13 protein-coding genes are annotated in these 22,457 nt (G+C 48.5%); 11 read left to right on the forward strand and 2 right to left on the reverse strand.

Annotation, left to right across the window (positions count from 1 at the left end; genetic code table 11):
- The 5 genes from AC6ESO_RS30015 to AC6ESO_RS30035 form a co-directional block, all read left to right on the forward strand.
- Window positions 1-208 (forward strand): transposase (locus AC6ESO_RS30015; RefSeq protein WP_497094539.1); only part of this gene is annotated, 208 nt, incomplete at its 5' end.
- Window positions 209-310: 102 nt separating this feature from the next.
- Window positions 311-2,074, forward strand: coding sequence for a sensor histidine kinase (locus AC6ESO_RS30020; protein ID WP_497094540.1), 1,764 nt, complete (start codon window positions 311-313; stop codon window positions 2,072-2,074).
- Complete coding sequence (locus AC6ESO_RS30025; RefSeq protein ID WP_497094551.1) at window positions 2,074-3,162, forward strand: response regulator; 1,089 nt, start codon at window positions 2,074-2,076, stop codon at window positions 3,160-3,162. Before AC6ESO_RS30020 ends, AC6ESO_RS30025 begins: the two co-directional genes overlap by 1 nt.
- Window positions 3,163-3,283: 121 nt before the next feature.
- The gene (locus tag AC6ESO_RS30030) at window positions 3,284-4,930 is read left to right on the forward strand and encodes a type 2 periplasmic-binding domain-containing protein (RefSeq protein ID WP_497094541.1); all 1,647 of its coding nucleotides are present in this window, start codon (window positions 3,284-3,286) and stop codon (window positions 4,928-4,930) included.
- A 72-nt stretch (window positions 4,931-5,002) separates the two neighbouring features.
- Window positions 5,003-5,911 (forward strand): AraC family transcriptional regulator, encoded by a 909-nt coding sequence (locus AC6ESO_RS30035; protein WP_497094542.1) that lies wholly within the window; start codon window positions 5,003-5,005, stop codon window positions 5,909-5,911.
- A 55-nt stretch (window positions 5,912-5,966) separates the two neighbouring features.
- On the opposite strand, the gene AC6ESO_RS30040 is transcribed toward AC6ESO_RS30035, so the two are convergent.
- Window positions 5,967-7,739: a glycoside hydrolase family 35 protein gene (locus AC6ESO_RS30040; protein WP_497094543.1), complete on the reverse strand. Its 1,773-nt coding sequence runs from the start codon at window positions 7,737-7,739 to the stop codon at window positions 5,967-5,969.
- 16 nt (window positions 7,740-7,755) lie between these two features.
- The gene (locus AC6ESO_RS30045) at window positions 7,756-8,565 is read right to left on the reverse strand and encodes a sugar phosphate isomerase/epimerase family protein (RefSeq protein WP_497094544.1); all 810 of its coding nucleotides are present in this window, start codon (window positions 8,563-8,565) and stop codon (window positions 7,756-7,758) included.
- A 386-nt stretch (window positions 8,566-8,951) separates the two neighbouring features.
- Between AC6ESO_RS30045 and AC6ESO_RS30050 the strand changes: the two genes are divergently transcribed.
- The 6 genes from AC6ESO_RS30050 to AC6ESO_RS30075 all read left to right on the forward strand — a co-directional run.
- On the forward strand, window positions 8,952-10,763 hold the full coding sequence (locus tag AC6ESO_RS30050; RefSeq protein ID WP_497094545.1) for a cache domain-containing sensor histidine kinase: 1,812 nt from the start codon (window positions 8,952-8,954) through the stop codon (window positions 10,761-10,763).
- Window positions 10,764-10,889: 126 nt separating this feature from the next.
- On the forward strand, window positions 10,890-12,233 hold the full coding sequence (locus AC6ESO_RS30055) for an ABC transporter substrate-binding protein (RefSeq protein ID WP_497094546.1): 1,344 nt from the start codon (window positions 10,890-10,892) through the stop codon (window positions 12,231-12,233).
- 117 nt (window positions 12,234-12,350) lie between these two features.
- A complete protein-coding gene (locus AC6ESO_RS30060; RefSeq protein WP_497094547.1) occupies window positions 12,351-13,232 on the forward strand; it encodes a carbohydrate ABC transporter permease in 882 nt (293 codons plus the stop codon).
- Between the two features lies 1 nt (window position 13,233).
- A complete protein-coding gene (locus AC6ESO_RS30065; RefSeq protein WP_497094548.1) occupies window positions 13,234-14,073 on the forward strand; it encodes a carbohydrate ABC transporter permease in 840 nt (279 codons plus the stop codon).
- A gap of 39 nt (window positions 14,074-14,112) precedes the next feature.
- Window positions 14,113-15,765 carry a response regulator transcription factor gene (locus AC6ESO_RS30070; RefSeq protein WP_497094549.1) on the forward strand — a complete coding sequence of 551 codons (1,653 nt, stop codon included), beginning with the start codon at window positions 14,113-14,115 and terminating at the stop codon, window positions 15,763-15,765.
- A gap of 374 nt (window positions 15,766-16,139) precedes the next feature.
- Window positions 16,140-22,457 (forward strand): endo-alpha-N-acetylgalactosaminidase family protein (locus AC6ESO_RS30075; RefSeq protein WP_497094550.1); only part of this gene is annotated, 6,318 nt, incomplete at its 3' end.

Consider the following 22,457-nt stretch of genomic DNA (forward strand, 5'->3'; position numbering starts at 1 on the left):
AGGAAACTGCTACGACAATGCGGTCATGGAAAGCTTCTTTGGTATTTTAAAGTCAGAATTCTTCTATATCCAGGAATTTGAGAGTGTTGAGGAGTTTAAAGCTGAACTAGATCATTACATTTCGTATTACAATCACAGCAGAATTAAGGCAAAACTAAAAGGCATGAGCCCCATTCAGTACCGGACTCATGCCCTTGAAGCAGCCTAATATATAGCGTCTAACAAATGGGGGTCACATCACCCGGAGTGGTCTTTTTTTTCGAACTCATGTTATAGTTAATGCGGAAATATGACATGGGGGAGACGACACGTGAATCGAATACCTTCTTGGCTGGCTAGGCTTTGGCCCAAAACATTACGAAACCGATTATTCGTCATACTCGGCCTCAATGCGCTTATTCCGCTTCTGCTCGTCATCTTCATTTCCTATAAAAGCGTGTATCCGCTGCTGGACCAGCGAATCCGCACCGGCATACAGAGCAACCTTAACCTCTACCAGCTGTCGCTTGAGAACACGCTTGTCAGCTTGAATAATGTTTCGCAAATCCTTGCCTTCGATGGACGGATCGGAAAGAAGCTAAGTTTATTCCTCAGTGAGAAGGATCTCTATACGAAGACGCAAATAAACAACGATATTCTGCAGGATCTCAATATTATCTCGAGCACGAATCCCACGCTGGGCTTGTTTTTCTATTATTTTAAAGACAATCAGAACATCCTGTATCAGAACTTCTCCGTCAATAAGCAGTTCGCGCTGGAGAAGCTTCCGCGATTAGTTGAGTTAAACGGCATTACCTATTATGGGCCGCATCGTACCAATCGGGAGTTTAGTGATGTGCAAGTGCTGTCCGTGGCTCGCAAGATTGTCCTGCCTGATCGCGAGGATGTCTATGTTTATTTGGAAACAGGGTATAATATTTGGAACAAAATTTATCAAACCGGCCGCAAACAGAACATGAATGACTTCCATCTTATCGTCGACCAGCAAAATAGGATTACATACAGTGAAAATCCGGCGGATTTCCCGATTGGAACCGTTCTGAAGTATGATCCTACCGGCTCAAAAAAGGAATCGAACGGCTACTATGTGTTCGAAACCCAAAGCAATCAAGGCTGGAAGGCGATTGATCTGATTTCCAAAGCCACCTACCATAAAGAAGTTAAGAACTGGTTTGAGCAGCTCGTCGTTATTTTATTTTTATCTCTCCTGCTAGGGTCCTTGTTCGCTTGGCTGATCTGGCGAATGGTTTATGTACCGCTCAAGAAAGTAAACCAGGATATGAGGCTTATCGAGCACAGTGATTTCGACACGCCGCTATCGGAGTTTGCGATTGTAGAGTTTGACAGCATGATGAAGCACTTCGATGCGATGCGCCATAGGGTTAAGGAATTGCTGGAGGAAAATGCGGAGAAAGAAAAGCGCCGAGCCGATTTCGAGGTGGAGAAGCTGCTTTATCAAATTAACCCGCATTTCATTCACAATACGCTCGATACGATTCAGTGGCTGGCTCGTTTGAAAGGGCAAGAGGATATTGACACGGTCGCTACTTCGCTGAATAAATTGCTGTATTACAACCTTGGCAAGAAAGGGCCTCATTCCACCATTGCCGAGGAATTGGAGGCGCTTCGCGATTACTTGGCGCTGCAGAAGATTCGATATGACTTTGACTTTAGCGTGACTATTCATGCCACCGAAGAGCTGCACTGCTGCCTTGTACCGCGCTTTATATTGCAGCCGCTCGTAGAGAACTCTTTATACCACGGTCATTTTGACGATATGAATGGTTTAATTGACGTGACGGTGGAGCCGGATGGCGCGGATTACATGATCATCCAAATTCGCGACAACGGCCGTGGCATGACGCCGGAGACCATTGCGCGGCTGCTGGAGAAGCAATCCGATGAACAGAACCGAATCGGACTGGGAATTGGCGTTTATTATGTGAAGCGGGTCTTCGACTCTCAGTACGATGGGCATGCCGATTTCAGCATTACAAGCACGATCGGAGAGGGAACCTGCATTTCTCTTCGAATTCCCAGAACGTATGCGATGAAGGATGGTGACACACTGTGATGCGCGTACTTGTTGTAGACGACGATCGATTGGCGCGAACTGGATTAATAACCTTGTTACCATGGAGTCAGTTCGGATTAAAGGTTATCGGTGAGGCGAGCAATGGCGAGAAGGCGCTGGAGTTTCTTCAGGTCCATGAAGTCGATCTGCTTATCACCGATTTGGCGATGCCGGTTCTCTCTGGTATTGATCTCATGCGCAGAGTTCGTGAGCTCCATCCCAATATGTTCATTGTCGTCTTGTCCTACCATCAGGATTTCGAGCTGGTGCAGGAAGCGCTCCGCCTTGGCGCTATCGATTATATTGCCAAGATCCAATTGGAGAAGGTGAAGCTGGAGGAGGTATTGGAGCGCATTGCGAATCGGATTGAGTTCGAGCTAAAGCAAAGAATCAACCCTTCGACTTCGGCTGCCGGTTCGGAACAGTCAGCGGTGGAACCCCCTATGAAGCAAGAGGAACAGGACAAGCTGACAAACGTCTTGCTTCATATCGAGTGGTTGAAGGAGGATGCCGCGTATCGAAAACTCTTGGAAGCGCTGAAGCCAAGCAGGGTAAAACTCGAACCTTTACTGGAGGCCAGAGCTAAACTGCAGGAGAAGCTGAAACCGATTCAGACGAACGCGGCAAATGGGTCAGCTTCCATTTCTACTCTTGACCAGCTGCTGCTGGAGATGGCCTCCTTGCGCGAGTGGTTCCAAGGCGAACAGCGACTTGGGCAATATTCGATTGAGATACTTGAGGCTATACTGAAAGCCGCGCATTATATTCGGGAGCATTTAGGCGAGGATCTTCACTTGGATGAGGTGGCACGAGAGGTTGGCGTAAGCCGCAGTTATTTTAGCGAATGCTTCAAGGACATTACGATGACTTCCTTCCAATCGTACTTGCGGGATGTGCGAATGAGTTACGCCCTGAAGCTGCTTGAGGAGACGACACTGCCGATCTATGCGGTATCCCAAAAATCCGGTTATCCGAATGAGAAGTACTTCAGTAAGGTATTTCGGACTCTTTTTCACCTTCTTCCGAGCGAATATCGCGCAAAAGGTATAAAATCGTCCGATTTCGACAAAAAGGCATTGCAATCCTGAGGATAGAGCGCAAAAGTTCGAATCGAACTGCTACCAGGAAAGGACCGTTTTTGCTCTCGCAAAAGGTCCTTTTTGCTTTAAGATGGGTTGTAAAAAGCCAAACGAGTACAGGGGGATCAAGATGAAAGCGCGATTTCTTAAATCGGCTGTCGTGTTGACAGTATGTTTGGCAGCGACGGCAGGATGTTCATCGAATAATGACAACCCGATTGCATCCGGTAACACCGCGAATGAAACCAATAAAGCGGCTGCGCCGGCGGATCCATTCGGTAAATATGCTGAGACGGTTACGATCAACATCGGCAAAGGGATCGATACAGCTTCGGAGAAGACGCTGCCGGCCGGGGACACGGTAGAGAACAATCAATACACCCGTTATACCTTGGACAAATTGAATATCAAGTTTAATCATGTGTGGCAAGCGCAAAGTGACGCGAATCTCCAGAAGCTGAAGCTCGCAATTGCGAGTAATGATATTCCGGATGCGATGATCGTGCAATATCCGGATTTGGTGCAGCTGGTACAAGCGGGACTGATTGAGGACATGACGGATATTTATCGGCATTATGCTTCTCCGCAAATCAAGGACATGTATAAATCCGCGGATGAAATCGGGTTAAAGCAGGCTACTTTTGACGGCAAGCTCATGGCGATTCCAAATTCGCAAACGTTGGCGGATTCGATCTATATGATGTGGATTCGTCAGGATTGGCTGGACAAGCTGGGCTTGCAGCCTCCGAAAACAGTCGATGAAATTGCCGCTGTCGCCAAAGCCTTCATCGATAAGGACGCAAGCGGCAAAGGAACAGTGGGGCTTACCGGAAGCAAGGCGCTATTCGAAATGGATAATGCAATAGGCGAGTTCGATCCCATCTTCGCGGCTTATCATTCTTACCCGCTAAACTGGGTGAAGGACGGCGCAGGCAACGTTGTGTTTGGCGGTACTACGCCGGAGACGAAGGAAGCGCTTGGCAAGCTTCGCGAAATGTACGCAGCCGGCTTGATCGATCAAGAATTTGCGCTTCGCAGTGATAATTTGGAGCTGGTGAAGGACGGCACTTCCGGGATCTTCTTCGCGCCATGGTGGATGGGTTACGATCCGCTCCAGGAATCGATGAGGAATGATAGGGCAGCGGTATGGAAGCCCTATATGGTGCCTCTGGATTCCGCGGGTCAATTCAATACGCATGTGCAATCGCCGACAAGCGCCTTCTACGTCGTGAGGAAAGGCTTTAGCCACCCGGAAGCGTTGATGAAATATATTAACGTGCAGGTCGCGGCAGAAACCTATGCGGATCCGGATGCGCTGAAACTGGATCCGGGCGTCGGCTTCCAGAACTGGCCGATGCGCAGTGTAACGACTTATGCGGATAATGTCGAACGGAATTCGAAGGCTCTGAGCGATGTGTTGAATGGAACAGCCGATGTTTCCTCCTTGAACAGCAATCAGAAGCCGCTGTATGAGGATTGGCTCGCGACGAGAGATAACCCTGCGGCAGACTTCGGGAAATGGGGACCTGCTTTCTCATACGTCGTCGCCGGCCAGCAATTGTTGAAGCCGATGAACAAAGTATTCAGCTTGTACTATGGACAAACGAAGACGATGGAAACCAAGTGGGACAGCCTGCTGAAGCTGGAAAATGAGGCGTTCACGAGGATTATCATGGGCAGCGCGGATTTGGATTCATTTGACGAATTCGTAGATAACTTCAACGCCCAAGGCGGCGATGAAATTTCCAAGGAAGTTGCAGCGGCCATAAAAGAATAGCAACAGGAGAGTAATTAGCGCTGGGGTTACCTGGCGCTATTATTCTATCAATCGAGGATGGAGGAAGCTTACATGGACAACTTGTTTGTGCTGCCGAATATGTACAGCGCGATTCGAATACCCGGTATGGAATACTCACGGAATCGGGCCGGGTGGTCCTATCCGAACCATCGCCATCCGTTCTTTGAATTTTTATGCTGCGTGAAGGGCGAAATCCGGCAGTGGGTGAATGGGCAGCAGTATCACCTGTATCCCGGGGATGCCATTCTCATCGGTTCGGACATGTATCATCGAACAGAGGCTGTGACCGATTGCATGTTTTTTGACTTCCACTTTGATGTGGAGCTGCCTGACGTTCATTATATCTTTCAATCGTCCACCTACCAGTTCTTTCGCCATGCGGAGAATGAATCCTTAATGAGCCGGATCCGGCTGTTTCTGGAGGTGTTTGGCGTGGATCTTCATCGCATGGGGCAAGAGAACGCGCGGGAGAAGGCTGCTGTACAGCGGCCGGAGGCATTTAGGCTTCAGATGGAGAAATCGATTCGGACGCTGAGCATTCATGCCAGCTTGCTCGAGATTGTGGGCATGCTCGCGAATCGGCTTCTGCAGGAAAGCGATGGCGAATTCTCGGATACCGAGGTCACCCCGTCGCAAATCAGGCTTGCCCGCGAGGCAGCTTGCTATATCGAGGAGAATCTCCTTGAGGATATACGTGTGCACCATGTGGCCAAACAGCTGAATGTGCACCGTACGCATCTGCATACCTGCTTCAAGAACGTGTACGGCATTTCACCGAGCGTCTATATAATAAACGCTCGTATTCGGGAAGCGAAGAATCTGCTGATGACGATGAATTGGAGCATGGAAGAGATTGGACAGCATTTGAGGTTCTCCTCTTCGGCCCATTTCAGCCGGGCTTTCCGGGCGATTGTCGGCATGCCTCCGGTGCGGTTTCGGCAGCATGCCAGAGCGAAATAGAAAAAGATCAAAAATCCGGGAAAGGAAGCGCCCCCGGGCCTTTGATCTTTAACCTTTAGCCAAGCTCAGGGGATTCCTGCAGAGTTACCGTAGGTTCAACCATCCCGTGAAGCTCGAAGATGACCATTTCATTATCGCCTGCCCTCAGAAGAGGCGCGGGAACATAGAGCGTAATTTGCGGTCCAATGTCCCAGTAGCGTCCCAAATTAAAGCCATTGATGAACACGACGCCTTTGGTCCAGCCCTTCATGTTCAAGAAGGTATCGGCAAGCTCATCCACATGAAAGCTGCCTTTATAGAAGGTCGGTCCATTCTGCGGGGCTTCCTGCTCCAGCGGAGAATAAGTCAGAGCCGACAGATCATCGAGCGGCAACGGATGGATCGTCCAATCATACAGAAATTGCCGCTCGAGGCGAACGCCTTCGGTAATGCCTTTCGGATCGTTCATTTTCCAGCCGTAATTGATCCGTCCCATATTCTCCACAAGCAGGCTCAATGACGCGCCTTCCTGCGGGATTTCTAAGGCAATATCACCTTCAGCGATTTCAATCGTTAAGTCGTGCTTATTACGTTCAATAACGCCTTTGTATTCATGGTCCAGGAAGACAAGAGCACGGTCGCGTACTTCTTGAACGACCACTTTGCTGAGCGGCCTTGGTCCGCTGACCCGAGTCGTGTAGAGAACAAACCCATAATCTTGTCCGAGCTTCTCCATCGTTTCCGGATACACGCTCTTCACCGGATTCGATAAGACTTCAAGCACATCGAACAAGCGCGCTTGTTCCGTAAGCTGCACGGCGCCATACCGTTTCGTAGGGATCGGCTCCGGAAGAAGCTCTGCCGGTATGTCGACGTACTTCGAGATGACATCCCGAATGGCCAGGTACTTATCGGTGATGGCACCGGATTCGCTAAGCATCGCGTTGTAGTCATAGCTGGTCACCGTAGGCTCGTAGGAGGCGAAGAAGTTCGCTCCGTTGTAGAAGCCGAAATTCGTACCGCCCTGGAACATATAGAAGTTTATGGAAGCGCCTGATTTCAGAATGCGGTCGAGCACGTCGGCGACATCATCATAGCCGCGGACATGATGCTCTTCGCCCCAGTGATCAAACCAGCCATTCCAGTATTCCATGCATACAAGCGGGTTGTCCGGCTCGTATTCGCTTAATTTATCGAAGGCTTCTTCCGGCCTAGAACCAAAGTTTGCCGTCGCGAGCGTACCCGGCAGCGTACCGCCTTGAAGCATATGATCCTCAGGTCCATCGGAGGTAAAGAGCAGAACATCAATGCCGCGGCGAATCATACCTTCGCGCAAGTAGGCTAAATAAGTTTTATCGTTGCCATAGCTGCCGTATTCATTCTCAACCTGCATGGCAAGAATCGGGCCGCCATTGGTATGCAGCAGCGGAACTAAGAGAGGCATTAGCACATCGTAGTAGGCATCGACCCGGTCCAAGTAAGGCTGATAGCGGCAGCGAAGCTTCATGCCGTCTTCTGCGAGCAGCCACGATGGCAGGCCGCCGAATTCCCACTCTGCGCAAATATAAGGGCTGGGGCGAACGATGACATAGAGGCCGATTTCGGCTGCGATCTCAATGAATCGAACGACATCCGCTATACCGGCGAAGCAGAATTGCCCTTGTTTGGGCTCGTGTATATTCCAAGCGATATAAGTTTCAACGGTGTTGAAGCCGCATGCTCTAAGCTTCAGCAAGCGGTCCTTCCAATACTCGGGAACGACGCGGAAATAGTGAATAGCGCCGGAGATCATTTGAAAATTATTGTTATCCACTACAAATTGGCGTCCATCAATAGCAAATCGGCTCACTGTGCAATACCCCCTGTTAGTTAGCTATTACGGTCCTTAATCGATTTCCCATCCACAAGCAGGTGTCCCATAAGTCGGTTACCGGCTGATTCGTGAAAGGAAGCGTATGCATGTATCCCGGCGGACCGTATTCAGGCGTTACCGGCGTGATCTCATATCCGCCGGCTTTACGGATTTCGAAGATATGCTTCCACCAGTCCTCATGCGTCTTGAGCTCCAGTGCATACTCAGGCGCTGCGGGATGGGGAACTTGCGGACCTTGCGCATACCCTACGCGGGCATGGATATGGATGGTTCGTTCGCTGGCCAGCCGGATCGCTTTCCCTTGATCGGGCAGCAGCGATTCGCAGACGCAGCACCAATGGCTGAAATCGGCCGTAATCCGAAGCTCCGGGAATAATTCCAGCAATCTCGCGGTGTTCCACGGGGTGTACATGGCACGGTGTCGATGGGTCTCGTGTCCGACGGAAACGCCGGCAGCCTTCTCTTCGTGAATCGCGGCACGGAAGAAATCGGCCTGCTCTTCATCCGACATACAGTCCCTTGCGCTGTGCGATATAACAAGAAGCGGGTTTAGCGCGGCTGCCCGGTTAACCCCGTTCGCAAATGTTTCCTTATGCTGCTGTAAGGATTGGCCTGTGGAAGCAATCAATGCAATGTAAGCCAGCTTATACTCTTGGAGCAGTTCTATAAATTCACCTGCTTGCTCCGGTGATGGGACAGGTGCTTCAACGCCGTCATAGCCGGCAGCGGCAATTTGTCGGATGCTTTCCCGGTAGGTGAGGTGCTCCATCCCCCATAACGACTTAAACAATCGAAGACTCATAAGCGCAGTGCCCCTTTCTATTAATCAAGTTCTATCATAGCAACGAATGAAAGGGCCTGCTATTTCAGATCGTCTTGCCTTTTTGCATAAATGTATGGGAAATATGCTGTCGATGGGAGCGTAATTGCGACTACATTTGTATAAAAAACACATACCATTCGAAATGGTTCGAGCCGTAAACGGCATGTTACGATTTGCCTGTCAGTTCATTCATTCAATTAAGAGGTAACGCAAATGAAGATTCATATCGGGCAAGCAGAGCTGGAAATGGGCAGTAATAAAGTGCTCCCTGCATAGGGAGCACTTTGTTACGCTTCTATAGCAGGCTAGGTTCATTCCGGGTGATCATTGCGTGGCGGATACGGTTACAGAGAGAGGGGTCACACATGAAATCAGCACTGCTCGCCCGAACCAACGGCATGAAGTTATCTACGATTCTTAGCATATTTGTCGTCTTCATCGTCATCATTCCAATTACGCTCAGCAGTATCTTTGTGCTGCGTATGTACAAAACCGATGTCATTAATCAGGCTACCGAGCGAACGCTTCAGTCTTCGCAAACCGTTGCATATGCGACGAAACAGGAAATTAACAAAATGATCAGCATCTTCGCGGCGATCAGCATGGATCCGGATGTGCTGACGACCGCTTCGGATATTCAAACGACCACCTCGGTGGATAGACAAACGAATATCAGCAAGCTGCATAAAATTCTCAATAAGCATACGTCATCCGTCATGTCGGATGTTCTCTCCGTTAAATTTTTCTTCAAGGAAAAAGGCAGCTATACCTATCTAAGCAATATGGAAGGGAATGAAGTGACGACTCGCAAGACGGATTGGTATCAGTTGGCGCTCAATAAGCCCGACAAAATTCATTTTCTTGGAGAGCAGCCCCTAGTGGTTCATAGCGAGAAGCTGCTTACCAGCATCATGACGGCTTCCTTCTCACCGAGCGTCTTTAATATTTTGTCAGATGTGGAAGTGATCTACTTTGCATTTAGCGGAGGCGAATTCGAAAACATTCTGCTGCAGGATACGAATCGATCATCGAAAGTATTTCTGGTAGACGGTGACGGCTCCGTTGTGACCTCGAATCAACAGCTTGCACGGCAAGGGGAATCAATCGGGCCGATTCTTCAGAAGCTTACCGGGAAATGGGGGCATTTTCTGAAGACGATCGATGGGAAGAAGATGCTGGTTACGTATGCCAATGTCGGTGAAGCCGATTGGAAAATCGTGAATATAACGCCTTACAGCGAGTTAATCGTGAATTATGAGAACGTGAACAAAATCATTCTGCTTGCCGCGATGCTGGTCATTGTGTCGCTGGGAGCCGTAGCCATTTATTTTGTGCGTAATGTCACGAAGCCGATCCACCGACTCATGCGTCAAATGTCGCGTGTCATGGATGGTGATTTGTCTACACATGTACATGCCTCCGGAAGTCTGGAGCTGCTGACCCTTGGCAATACGTTCAATCATATGATTGTGAAGATTCAACAGCTGATGAAGCAGCATGAAGCACAAGAACGAGCAAAACGGATGGCTGAATTCTCGGTGCTGCAATCGCAAATTAATCCGCATTTCTTAATCAATACGCTCAATGCGATTAAGCTGATGGCGCTAATTAGTAAAGCGGACAATATTCAGAACATGACGAACTCGCTGATGCGGTTGTTATCGTCGTCGTTTAACCGCGGCGGGCGCCTTGCGAGGCTCTCGGATGAAGTAGAGAACTTGAAGCATTATTTATCCATTATGGAAATTCGTTATGGGAATAAGTTTGAAACGGTGTGGGAGATCGAAGAATCCGTGCGGACCTTGTTTGTGCTAAAGCTGCTCTTACAGCCGATCATTGAGAATAGTCTGATCCATGGATTAAACGGGCGGGATCACGGCGGCATCATCTATATCTCGGCATGCTTGAAGAATAATGCTATTCTGGTTTGCATCGAGGACAACGGAGTTGGTGTGACGGATCAAGCTTTGGAGAGTTATCGGAAGCAAGCGGAAGAGCCTGTCAAAGATCGCAGCTACAGCGGAATGGGCATATTGAACGTTCATCAGCGCATTCAGCTTCATTACGGGAAAACGTACGGCCTTCAGATTGAGGCGAGCGAACGGGGAGGCACACGCGTTAAGCTGCTTTTGCCCCTCATAAGCAGTTCTGATGATGAGGAAGTCATGTCGGCGTAGGATGGTTCAAAAAAGATCATGTTTACCTCAATAACAATCATTTGGATGCGGTTACATCGGCGTTATTATGAAGAAGGTTGAAGAACAGCAACCGCAGATGGTCACTATAAACGGAGGGTTGAATCAATGCGTAACAAGAAGCTTTTTAATGTATTGCTGGTGGTATGTATGTTTGCAGTAGCGATGTTGACAGGCTGCGGAAGCAGCAAAGAGAACAACACGAACACAAGTAACAATACCACGGCTGCCGCTGAGACAAACACAGAAGCAGACACAGCTGCGAATACGACGGAAGCTGACACGGCTAAGCCTGTTAAGCTGAAACTCGGCATGTGGGAAGCCAAAACAGATATCGAGTTCTGGACAGAGAAAGTGAAAGAATACACGAAGCTGAAACCAAACGTTTCCATCGAAGTTGAAACGATTCCGGATAACAGCGGTCAATATTTGAAAGTACGCCTTGCAGCAAACGACCTGCCGGATCTGATGTACTTGAAACCGGCTCACTTCCAAATTTATAAAGATTCCTTGCTTCCGCTTGATGAGCTGCCGGCTGCGAAAACGAATAAATTCCCAGGCGTGATCGACGGCAAAACACTGGGCCTGCCGCTGGTATCCTTCTCGGAGTATGTTTACTATCACCCTAGTATCTTCGAAGAGCTGAATCTGCAAATTCCGCAAACGATGGATGAATTCATTGATGTGCTTGAGAAGATCAAAGCCAGCAACAAATATATTCCACTTGCACTGGGCGGTAAAGACGACTGGACATTCTATCCGTTCTCTGAGTTTGGTCCTCATATTCTTTCCAAGGACGAACAGTACCAAGCGAATTTGGCTACTAATGCAGAGCCGTTCGGTAAGGGTTCTACGTTCGAGACAGTTGCCAACATGATTAAGAAGATCGCTACGGACAAATTGGCGGGACCGGATGCGCTGGGTATTGGTTATGATCAAGCGACTCAATTGTTCCAAGCTAAACAAGCGGCAATCGTAGCACTAGGACAATGGTATTATGCAGATCACCTGGCGAAGGTTGGCAACGACGATGACCTTGCCGCATTCCCAATGCCTTGGAGAACTTCCGCGAGCGATCCGCTTCCGAACATGACGCTTGCTGATCAATACGTTTCCATTAACAAAAATTCCGCGAATGTGGAAGAAGCGAAAGCATTCATGGAATGGATGTTTAGCCCTGAAGTTTACCAACCGTATATCAACACGTTGAAAAACACATCTACTGTTGAAGGCGTAACTTCCGATCTTCCATTCTTTAATAAATCGAACGAGGTAGCTCCATTCGTTCCGTTTATCTACGATGCTACTAACGAGAGATACGCGAAAGTAAAAGCAGCTGCTCAATATGATGAGAAGAAAACGGCAGCAGACATCTTCGCGGGTAAATCCGTTGAAGATGTGGAGAAAACGTTGAATGGCAACTGGAAGAAAGCCGTAGAATCGATTAAGTAATAACGGAATAGCTGTCAAGGAGGGTGCTTTGGGTCAAACCATGTACCCTCTGTTATTCAGCAAAGCGGTAGGAAGAGAAGGATAGAGAGATTTGGTTACCTTGCAGGAGGGATGAAAATGAATTACCAGGCGCAGCAAAAATGGGTTATCTTCGGCTTTTTATTCATCCCTGTTTCATTGCTGTTATTGTTTTTAGTGTATCCGACCTTACAATTGTTTCACTATAGTATTACGAACTGGGATGGATATAGCTCCTCTAAGAGCTACATTGGCTTTGAGAATTACAAGCAGGTGCTTTTCTCGATGCCGGATGCATGGAAATCGATTAGTAACAATGGCATTTATTTTATTGTGCACACATTGTTTATTCCCTTGGAATTAATGGTAGCCGTTCTATTAAATCGGGCCATTCGCGGAAGCTCGTTATTCCGCTTCACTATACTTATGCCATATGTCGTCAATGGCGTAGCGGTAGCTTATATGTTTAGTTATATTTACTATCCGATTAATGGACCGCTTAACAGCTTGTTGACTTCCGTTGGGCTGGAGAGCTGGATTCATGGCTGGTTGAGCGATTTGAAGCTGGTAAATTACTCCCTTGTTGCCGTATCGTTGTGGCGTTTCTGCGGGGTGCACGTGATTTTGTTCCTGGCAGGTCTTCAATCGATTCCGCAGGATTTATATGAAGCAGCAGCGATCGATGGGGCGAACTTCTGGCAGAAGCAGCGTTATATTACGCTCCCGGGTATTCGCCGAGTCGTAGAGATTATTCTCTTCATGAATGTCACGGGAGCATTGCTGCAATTCGATATTCCATTTGTCATGACAGGCGGGGGACCCGGCGTTGCCAGCAGCACCTTTGGCTTATTCTCCTTATTCACGGCCTTCAAATTTAATAATTTCGGTTTAGCCTCGGCTATGGCCGTAGTATTGCTGATCCTGATTATCGTGTTCTCCTCGGTACAGAATTGGATCATCAAGGACAGGAGTGGGAACTGATATGTCCAAGTGGAGACGAAGCTTACCGGGAAATGCAATCTATTATATAATGTTTGCGCTCATCTTCGTAATTGTGTTCGTTCCGATTGTCCTCGTAGTATTCGGCGCCTTCAAGACGAGAACGGAGCTGTTTCAAACCACGCCGCTTGCCCTGCCCAGCAGCTTCTTGAACTTCAGTAATTTCAAGCTGGCTTACACACAAGGCGATATGCTGAGAGGGCTGTGGAATACAACGATCATTGCATTTATTACGCTCTGCGGTAACGCCATATTAGGCACGATGACCGCTTATATCTTGAATCGGTTCCAGTTTAAATTAAAGAAGGTTGTTTACGGCCTGTTTCTGGTCGCAATGATTATTCCAGCGTATACGACCGAGATCGCTCGGTTCCAGATCATTCATTCCATTGGGATGTACGATGCATTGAGTGCTCCGATTCTGATCTACATTGGAACGGACATTATGCAGATCTATATTTACATGCAATTTCTGGAGAAGATTTCGAACCAGCTTGATGAAAGCGCAATGCTGGATGGGGCAACGTACGTAAGGATTTTCCGCTCGATTATATTCCCGTTATTGCTGCCCGCAACTGCAACGCTGGCGATTCTGAAGAGCGTAACCGTCATGAACGATGTCTATATTCCTTTCCTGTATATGCCTTCGAAGGAACTGGTCACGATGTCGACGGCACTGATGAAGTTTGTCGGTGCGCGGGGTTCCGATTTATCCGCGCTTTGCGCCGGCATTGTACTCGTGCTGATCCCAAGCGCAGCGGTATACATCGCATTTCAACGTTTTATCTTTAAAGGTCTTATGGACGGTGCGGTGAAGGGTTAACAGACAGTCTTAATCAGAGATGAGGGGGAAACGCTGAAGATGATCAATCTGATGATAGTGGATGATGAACCGTTAGTCAGACTCGTGTTGCGACATATGATCACCTCTCAACATTCGGATATTCATATTGTCGGAGAAGCATCGGATGGTCAAGAAGCGATCCATTTCATTACGCAGCATCAAGATATTGATATCGTCTGTGTGGATATTCAGATGCCCAAGATGAACGGCTTGCAATTTCTTCAGCAGCTGGGTCAGCTCGAGCTGGCGAAGCCGGTCTATCCGATCGTTCTAAGTGCATTCAACGATTACGATTACGTAAGGGAAGCGTTTATTAACGGAGCCAAGGATTACATGCTCAAAGCCAACATGGATGAAGCTTATCTTACGCCTATTCTGTCTAAAGCCGTGAATGAAGTAATGAAGCATAAAGATGCGACTCCGGTGCAGGCAGCCGTTGCTGAAGCGGATAGGCCGGTGCTTCCTGACAAGAATCTGGAACCCTTGCTTATCTCTCTGTTAAACCATGACCCATTAGAGGCCTCCGCTCGGAATGAGGCCTCTGCCGAGCTGAAGGCCGTACTTGGCGAATCGAATCTCATTGCGGCTTCCGTTAAACTCTCTCAGATCAGCCTCAATGAAAGCTCAGCGGGATTTATTAAACAAACGATCCGGACGGTCATCGATTCTCAAGCGATCCGAGCCGTCATTCTGGATCGACTGCCTAAGGAGTACACCTTGCTGATGGCGTTTCCCCATCAACGCAGCGAGACTACCGCGCGTGAGAACATCCACGGTGTGCTGACGACAATCAGTGTGCGTCTAAAGCAGTTTATAAATGCCTCTGTCGCGATCGGTGTCAGCGGATGGGGCAGAAATTCATGCGAGTGGCTTGATTTGGCGGAGCAGTCATCCAAGGCTGCAGAGCTTAGCTATTATCGAGGGTTTGATAAAGTTTTTTTTCCTGAGGCGGTACCGGTATCCAAAAAATCGCTTGAGAAGCCAGGCGGATCACAATCCTTCCTGGACCAACTGCGGATGACCAGGGCTGAAGTGGTGAAGAGCCTGAAGGAATCGGATACCGTGCAATGGAAGATGCAATATACGCAATTTCGTATGCTGCTCATGCAGGCCGACAGTATCAAACCCGAAGTCATCAAATCGGAGTTTACCGAGATGGTGTGGGAAATTGGCGCTATCCTGTATCCGAGCGGTCTGCGCTGGCAGCAGCTCCAAGAAGAATTTAGTAATCCGCTGGACTTTATCGAGCAATTTAACACGATGAGGGACAGCTTGCAGTGGATGGAAGACATGCTGGGCAAGATCCATGGCTTAATTCACGAGCATGAATGTAAGCAGCTGGAGAAATACTCCCTTCCTGTCGCGAAAGCAAAAACGTTCTTAGACAAGCACTATTGTGAGGATATTACTCTCCCTTCAATCAGTCAGATGGTAGGCGTCAGCGGGAGCTATCTAAGTAAACAGTTTTCCAAGGAAGTCGGCAGCAGCTTCATTCAATATTTGACGAGGCTGAGAATCGAGGAAGCCAAACGATTAATGGGAATCGGGATGAAAGTATCCGAGGTGTCGGATCGGGTCGGGTATATGAATCCGGAGCATTTTAGCCGAATTTTCAAAAAAATAACGGGTCACAGTCCGAAGACGCATCGCAGCGCATCTTCGGTCATGTAAGCGATTATCGAAGCTCTAATTATTAGTTATTTCCTTATATTGCTAAGGAAAACTAATAATTAGAGTTTTTTTTGTTCCTATTCACATTGTAAAGGTGCAAATTGTACCGATGTACATCACTTTCTGTCCGATTCTTTCGCTTAAGTGATATTTTTCAGCAATAATATGCGAGAATAAACGAAAAATAAATCATTACTTTATCAAATATCATCATTTGAATGCGTTTTCATTATCGGTAAGATACATAGTATCGTAGGAAACTTGTGGAAGAGGAGGATTGTATTCAAGGGGTTACGCATGTAGAGCAAGGAGTAGACAGCTGTTCACGCGATTCTCAGTGGGCAGCGAGGTAACTGACAACGGAGGTAATGAATGTGAGGTTATTTAAGAAGACGTTAAGTATGATTACAACGGCAACACTTGTGTTCTCATCCGGCATTATACCCATGCAAAGTTTTTCAAATGTACTGGGCAGTTCGGTTGTTCAAGCCGCGCAAATCGAGCAAACCTATAATTCCAACTTGAATGATGCCGATACCTGGATCCAATCCCAGGCACCTGCAACGGCTGCGATTACGGCCGCCGCAGGTAAGCTAACGATCAACGAGCCGACCAATAACGGTTCGTACAAAAATTTCATCATCGATTCGAATTCGCCCGCGGTTGCGGACGGAGATTACACGGCGACGCTGACTACGAAATCAGGTGCTGCAAACCGCTACGGTATCGTAGTTCGCTATATTGACGCCAATAACTGGGTTTACCTGGGGAATGAACCCGGCGTAGGCTGGTTTATGAATTGGAAAAGCAACGGAACGGAGGACTGGTATGGTTACTTCGGGGCGGCCTACCCGATCGCGACAGGTTCGCCCGCAGTAGGTGTGCCCCTTAAATTGAATATCAACTATTCGGGCAAAGATTTTGTCGTCTCCATTAACGATACGCAAGTATTGGACAGCAAAGCTACGCCTGCATTCGTGGCGAAATCTTCCACTATTCCTACTGCTGGGGGTAAAGAAGGGGTTCTCTCCTTCAAATGGACGCATAACTTTGAGGTTTCTTCTTCCACGTTGAAATATATGGAGGAATCGGCTCCCGAGCCGCAGCTGCTTACGTATACGAATGATTTCGAAAGCGGAACGGAAGCGAATCTTGCTGACAATGGAGCCTTGAAGACCGATACGGCGATCAGCGGCGCAGCTTCCTACTCCGGCATGGACGGTAAGTTTCTGGCAGCGCAGCAAACCGGCAATAATGTCTTCTATTTCAGCGACATGCCTGACATTGCCAATGGCACCGTTGAGATGAAGTTCGGCATCGACGGCGGGGCAGCGGAGCAATTCTGTCCTGCTGTACGCGTAAAGGATGCCAATCATTATTCCTTGGTCTGCCGCGACCCTAACGGATGGATCTGGGACGGATTCAATGGTTCCGGAGAAGTGTGGGGCACATCCCTGAATAAAGCGGAAACGCTTGTCCCCGGCAAAATCTACACCTTGAAAGAAACGTTTAATGGGGATACGTACGAGATTTATTTGGATGGCAGAATGATCTACTCTTCTACGACAGGCAATAAGCTGCCGACTGCAGCGGGCAAAATCGGTTTCCGTTCCTACTACGGAGCGAAATCGCTCAATATCGACAGCGTGAAAGTGACGGATACCAACAATACCGTGGTGTATGATCGTAACTTTGACAATGAAACGGCGCCTGTTGCCAATATCGGAACGGTGACGACGAACTCCACCTATTCTTTGAAGACACCTCTTCCGGGCTTTACCGGCAGATTGGCTAAAGTAGTGACAACGAATGGGGCAAGTCAAGTCGTAGACAGCAAATCGCCGATGATTAGCGACGGCACTTACAGTGCGAAGCTTCAGCTTGGCAGCACGTATACGAATGCCGGACTGCTGTTCCGCTACCAAGACGAAAGCAACTGGAGTGCGGTAAGAACCGACAGTGAAGGGAATTGGAAGCTGGTCGGGATGAATGACGGCACGGATGTAAGCTTTGATTTAACAGGCACGCCGCAGCCTCTTGGCACGACGCCTCATCACGTGCAAATCGATTATCATGGCGATCACTATGCGCTTAGCGTCGATGGAACGGAGCTTTATGCCGGTACACATCCCGGATTGTTCAGCTCTTATGGGCGTGTGGGAGTTTCGACAAATGCCTTAGCGCTAACTACATTATTGGATGAAATGAAAGTCGATTATGATCAGACCGATGTATATACACCGCTTAAACCTACTACATACATCAGAGATTATACGGATGGCGTAACAGGAACTTGGAAAAACAATGGGGATGGATCTGCTTATACGCCGGCACCGTCTATTGCGAATAATAAGCTCGTGTTCAATAACTTTTTCGGTGAAATTTATGACTATGATTCTCTTGAAGTGCAAGATGGCACTTATACCGTGAAATTCACAACAAGCTCCGGCACCGGTCGGGTTGGCTTCTATTTCCGATATACGTCGCCAAACCAGCCATACGCGATGATTTACTATAACGGTAGTAAAGAGTGGGGCTGGCAAACGGACTCGGGACATTATGGCGTGCTCACGACCAACGGCCCGACCCTGCTTGCTGACACGGAATATACGGTAAAAATCAAGTATATCGGGCAAAGCGTCAAAGTGTTTGTAAACGATGTACTCGCTGTAAGCGGATCAGCTGATTTCCCTGTCGTGGAAGGCAAAGTGGGTCTCAGAAGCTGGTTTGACGCGAAGAAAATTACGGTTAGCAAATTGTCGCAAGAGAAATATGCGCCGCCGGTGCCTCCAACGCCGGGTGCACTGACGCCCATCACAATCGCTTCGAGCAAATTAAGCGTCGAGCTCGACAATCGCTTCCCGGCTGTTCGCAGCTACACATGGATAGGCGATGAAGTAACAGACACGCTCCAAGGTCAAAGCGACTTCTTGTATAAAGTGAAAATTAACGGTAACGAGAGCTTCGCGACTGTGGTAAGCGCAACGAAAACAGCCGGCGATACGGCAGTGTATAAGCTCAATGTACCTGTAATCGATGATAATACGGAAGCCGTTATCGGCAATGTGGATATGGACGTCTCCTTTAAGGTTACAGACGGATCCGTCCAGATGAATACGCATATTAATGCGGAGCCGCAAGGTTATAAAGTAGTCACATTAGAATTCCCGGATCAGAAATTGGTGACCGTCTCTAGTGCCAATCCGAATGCGCAAGGCGCGTCCGTATGGATTACCGGGGAATGGAATCAATTCTATGAAGAGTATTACACGAATGATGCTGCTTTAGGTGAGAGGCTTGCCGATCAAGACGTAGACAGTAAAAACAGAACCTATGGTTTCGTCAGCGATGGTAAACTCGCTGCGACAATCATCAATAATGTTATCAACCAACCTGGGAAAGTGAGTATGAATATCGCGGCTCAAAATAGCACTTCGAACAAGCTGCTCTCGATGTGGAATGGGCAATGGAATGTAAGAGGCGATGTCATTGACGACGCGAAATTCCCTCCTAACTATGATCTGTCGTCCGAAATCATCATCACACCTGACAGAAACAACGATAGTACGGCGGATTGGAAAGATGCAGCTATTGAGTACAGAGAAAAATGGTCTCAGAACCTTCACCCTGGAGCGAATGAGATCAACAATTATGTCTCCTATATCGCAATGAACTTTAACAGCTTAACGCAGGCTCCATTCTTAAGAACATTGGATAATGCGAAGAAACTGTACAACCTCTATGACGGTTTTGGCCAGTTAATTCTTGAAAAAGGCTATCAGGCTGAAGGACATGATGACAGCCATCCGGACGTTGCGGGACACTTCGGTATACGCCCGGGCGGACTCAAGGATTTCAACACGCTTGTCGATGAAGGGTTGAAATATAACGTTAAAGTCGGCGTTCATACCAACATTGATGGCCAAGACCCGGATGCTTATTATGCGGATAAAGACAAATGGACAAGCCCTGGTTCTGCCTATGATTGGGTTGATCCAACCTATGGGCCGGACCGTGCCCAGGATCTCTCGACAGGGGAACTGGAGAGAAGATACGCGCAGCTTAAACAAGAAGTTCCTAATCTGGCCATGGTCTATGATGATGTTTACAGCGGAGCTGGCTGGCATGCGGATCAGTTCGCGAACATCATCCAGAACAAGCTGGGCTTCTGGTTCGCAACCGAGTTCTCCGGACCGATGGAACAGAACGTCATCTGGACGCACTGGGGAACGGACCCTTATTACCCTAGTAAAACAGACGGCAGTATGATCGTTCGTTTTATGAAGAACCAATATCAAGATACGTTCCAAGCGCCAAGTCCTGCAACGAGCGTGCTCCTGAGAGGGATGCTGCAAGCGGGTGTCGGTTCGTGGCAGGGCAGAACAGATATGCAGAACGGCATCGATTTGTTCTACAACAACAATCTACTGACGAAATACATGCAGCACTTCCCGATTATGAACCTTACCTATGACAGCGCGGGTATGGATCAAAGCGTCGTATTCGGCAATGGCGTAACGGCTACATTGGATGAGTATCATGCAAGTCCATCCAACGCGAATCTGATTCTCGGTACGGCGTCCCTCAAAAAAGACGGCAAGAAAATTGCGGTTTATGATGTCGTGCTGGACAAAGAGGCGGGCGACACAGGAATCGGACAATTGGATGTTCAGAGTCAGAAATCTCAATTGTTCCTGCCGTGGGACCCGCAAAATGAATCCAAGATCTACTATTGGAATCCTAAAGGCGGTTCAACGACTTGGGAGATGCCAAACAGCTGGAACGGCTTATCCTCGGTTGAGATGTACAAGCTGACGGATACCGGCCGCGTCTGGGAGCGTACGCTTCCTGTCGTGGACGGTAAAGTCACGATCGACAATACAACGGTTGGCGTTCCTTATGTCATTTATAAGTCCAAAGCGGATGAGCAAGGTTCCGCCATTCAGAAAGCTGCCGAGTGGGGCGTTGGCGGACCGGTCAAAGATCCGGGCTTCGACAGCGGCACCTTCACTTCCTGGCAGAAGGCTTCGACCACTAACGGGGCTGCAAGCCATGTTACCGTTGAGCACGATTACAACATGAACAATTATGTGAGAATTAGCGGTACGGACGATGCGGCACTATCACAATCCGTAACCGGCCTAACCCCTGGCAAAACCTATACAGCTTCCGTATGGGTGGACATCAATAACGGTTCAGGCGGCAACAGAGACGATCAAACTGCAAGCACCTCTAATAGAAACGTGTCCTTACAAGTTTCCGATTACGGAGGTCCGGTAGTATCGAATTCCATCGATGCTTCAAAGGTTCAAAACTTGGAGGAGCCTAGTAAATTTAAAGGCACGTATTTCCAACGGTTAGAAGTCGATTTCACGGCAGATGAATCCGGCCAAGCGACCCTTACATTGAAAGCAGATGCAGCAACTGCGGCTACTTCCAATGTATGGTTCGATGATGTGAGACTGTGGGAGAATCCGGGGAAAACGGATTTTGGTTCTCACTACTTCTATGAGGATTTCGAGAATGTATCGGAAGGACTTGGACCATTTGCATTCCGGGCGAACAGCGGTAACCAGACTCATCTTGCGGAGAAAGCAAGCGATGAGCTGAAAGCAGCGGATCCGAATGTGAAGCAGCCGATGACGTATGTTATCGACGGCTTGTTCTCCTTGAAGTCGAACGAACAAGATCTCATTAACCGAACAACTTCAGTGCAGGAGATTGCGGCTACATTGCCATCTACGCTGAAGCTTAAAGCGAATACGACCTATAAAGTCGGACTGAAATACGAAGCGAACAAAGCCGGTTTGTATCAAATTTCGGCGAAGTCACGCTCTGGCGGACCGAAACAAAGCGTATTGTTATCTGAAGCGACGGGGACTGGAAAGAGCAATATCCCAGACTGGACATTCCCTATTATTAAATCAACCGGTACAGCCAATGCTGAGCTGACTTTTAATACGGGCGATTACAGCGATTATTACATTGCATTTGAAATTGTCAGAGCACCTGGTGCTCCAGCGTTGTCGGCAATTGATGTAGTCGTGGTACTGGATGATTTCTTCGTGGATGATCTGGATGCTGCTTCGGCTAATCATGCACCGGTTATCGGTACGATTGCTCCGATCTCCGTACAGGCAGGAGAGACCGTAAGCTTTACTGTTCCGGCTACGGATGAGGATGGGGACGATCTTGCATTCCGTGCTTCGAATTTACCGGCAGGTGCAACGATTGATGCAGAGACAGGCGAATTCCAATGGACGAACGCAGCAGCGGGCGATTACGTTGTGACTGTGCAAGCAACGGACGGCACGGCTACCGTTACCCGTGATGTTGCCATTCACGTAGGCGATGAAGCCGTACCTCCGGTGAACCATGCACCGGTCATTGCGAACATCGCAGCGATTCATGTGAACGCGGGCCAAGCGGTAAGCTTCACGGCGACGGCAACGGATGAGGACGAAGATGTACTGACGTACAGTGCGGCAGATTTGCCGGCGGGCAGTTCCATGGACGCAAGCACAGGCGCATTTGCCTGGAGCAGTGCCGTAGCGGGCAATTACGTCATCACGTTAACGGCTACGGACGGCGAATTGTCGAGCAGTACGGAAGTTACGATCGAAGTAACGACTGTGAATGTTGACCCAACACCGACGTATATACCGCCTGCACCGACACCTCCAACGACAATC

This window comes from Paenibacillus rhizoryzae (assembly GCF_059686995.1).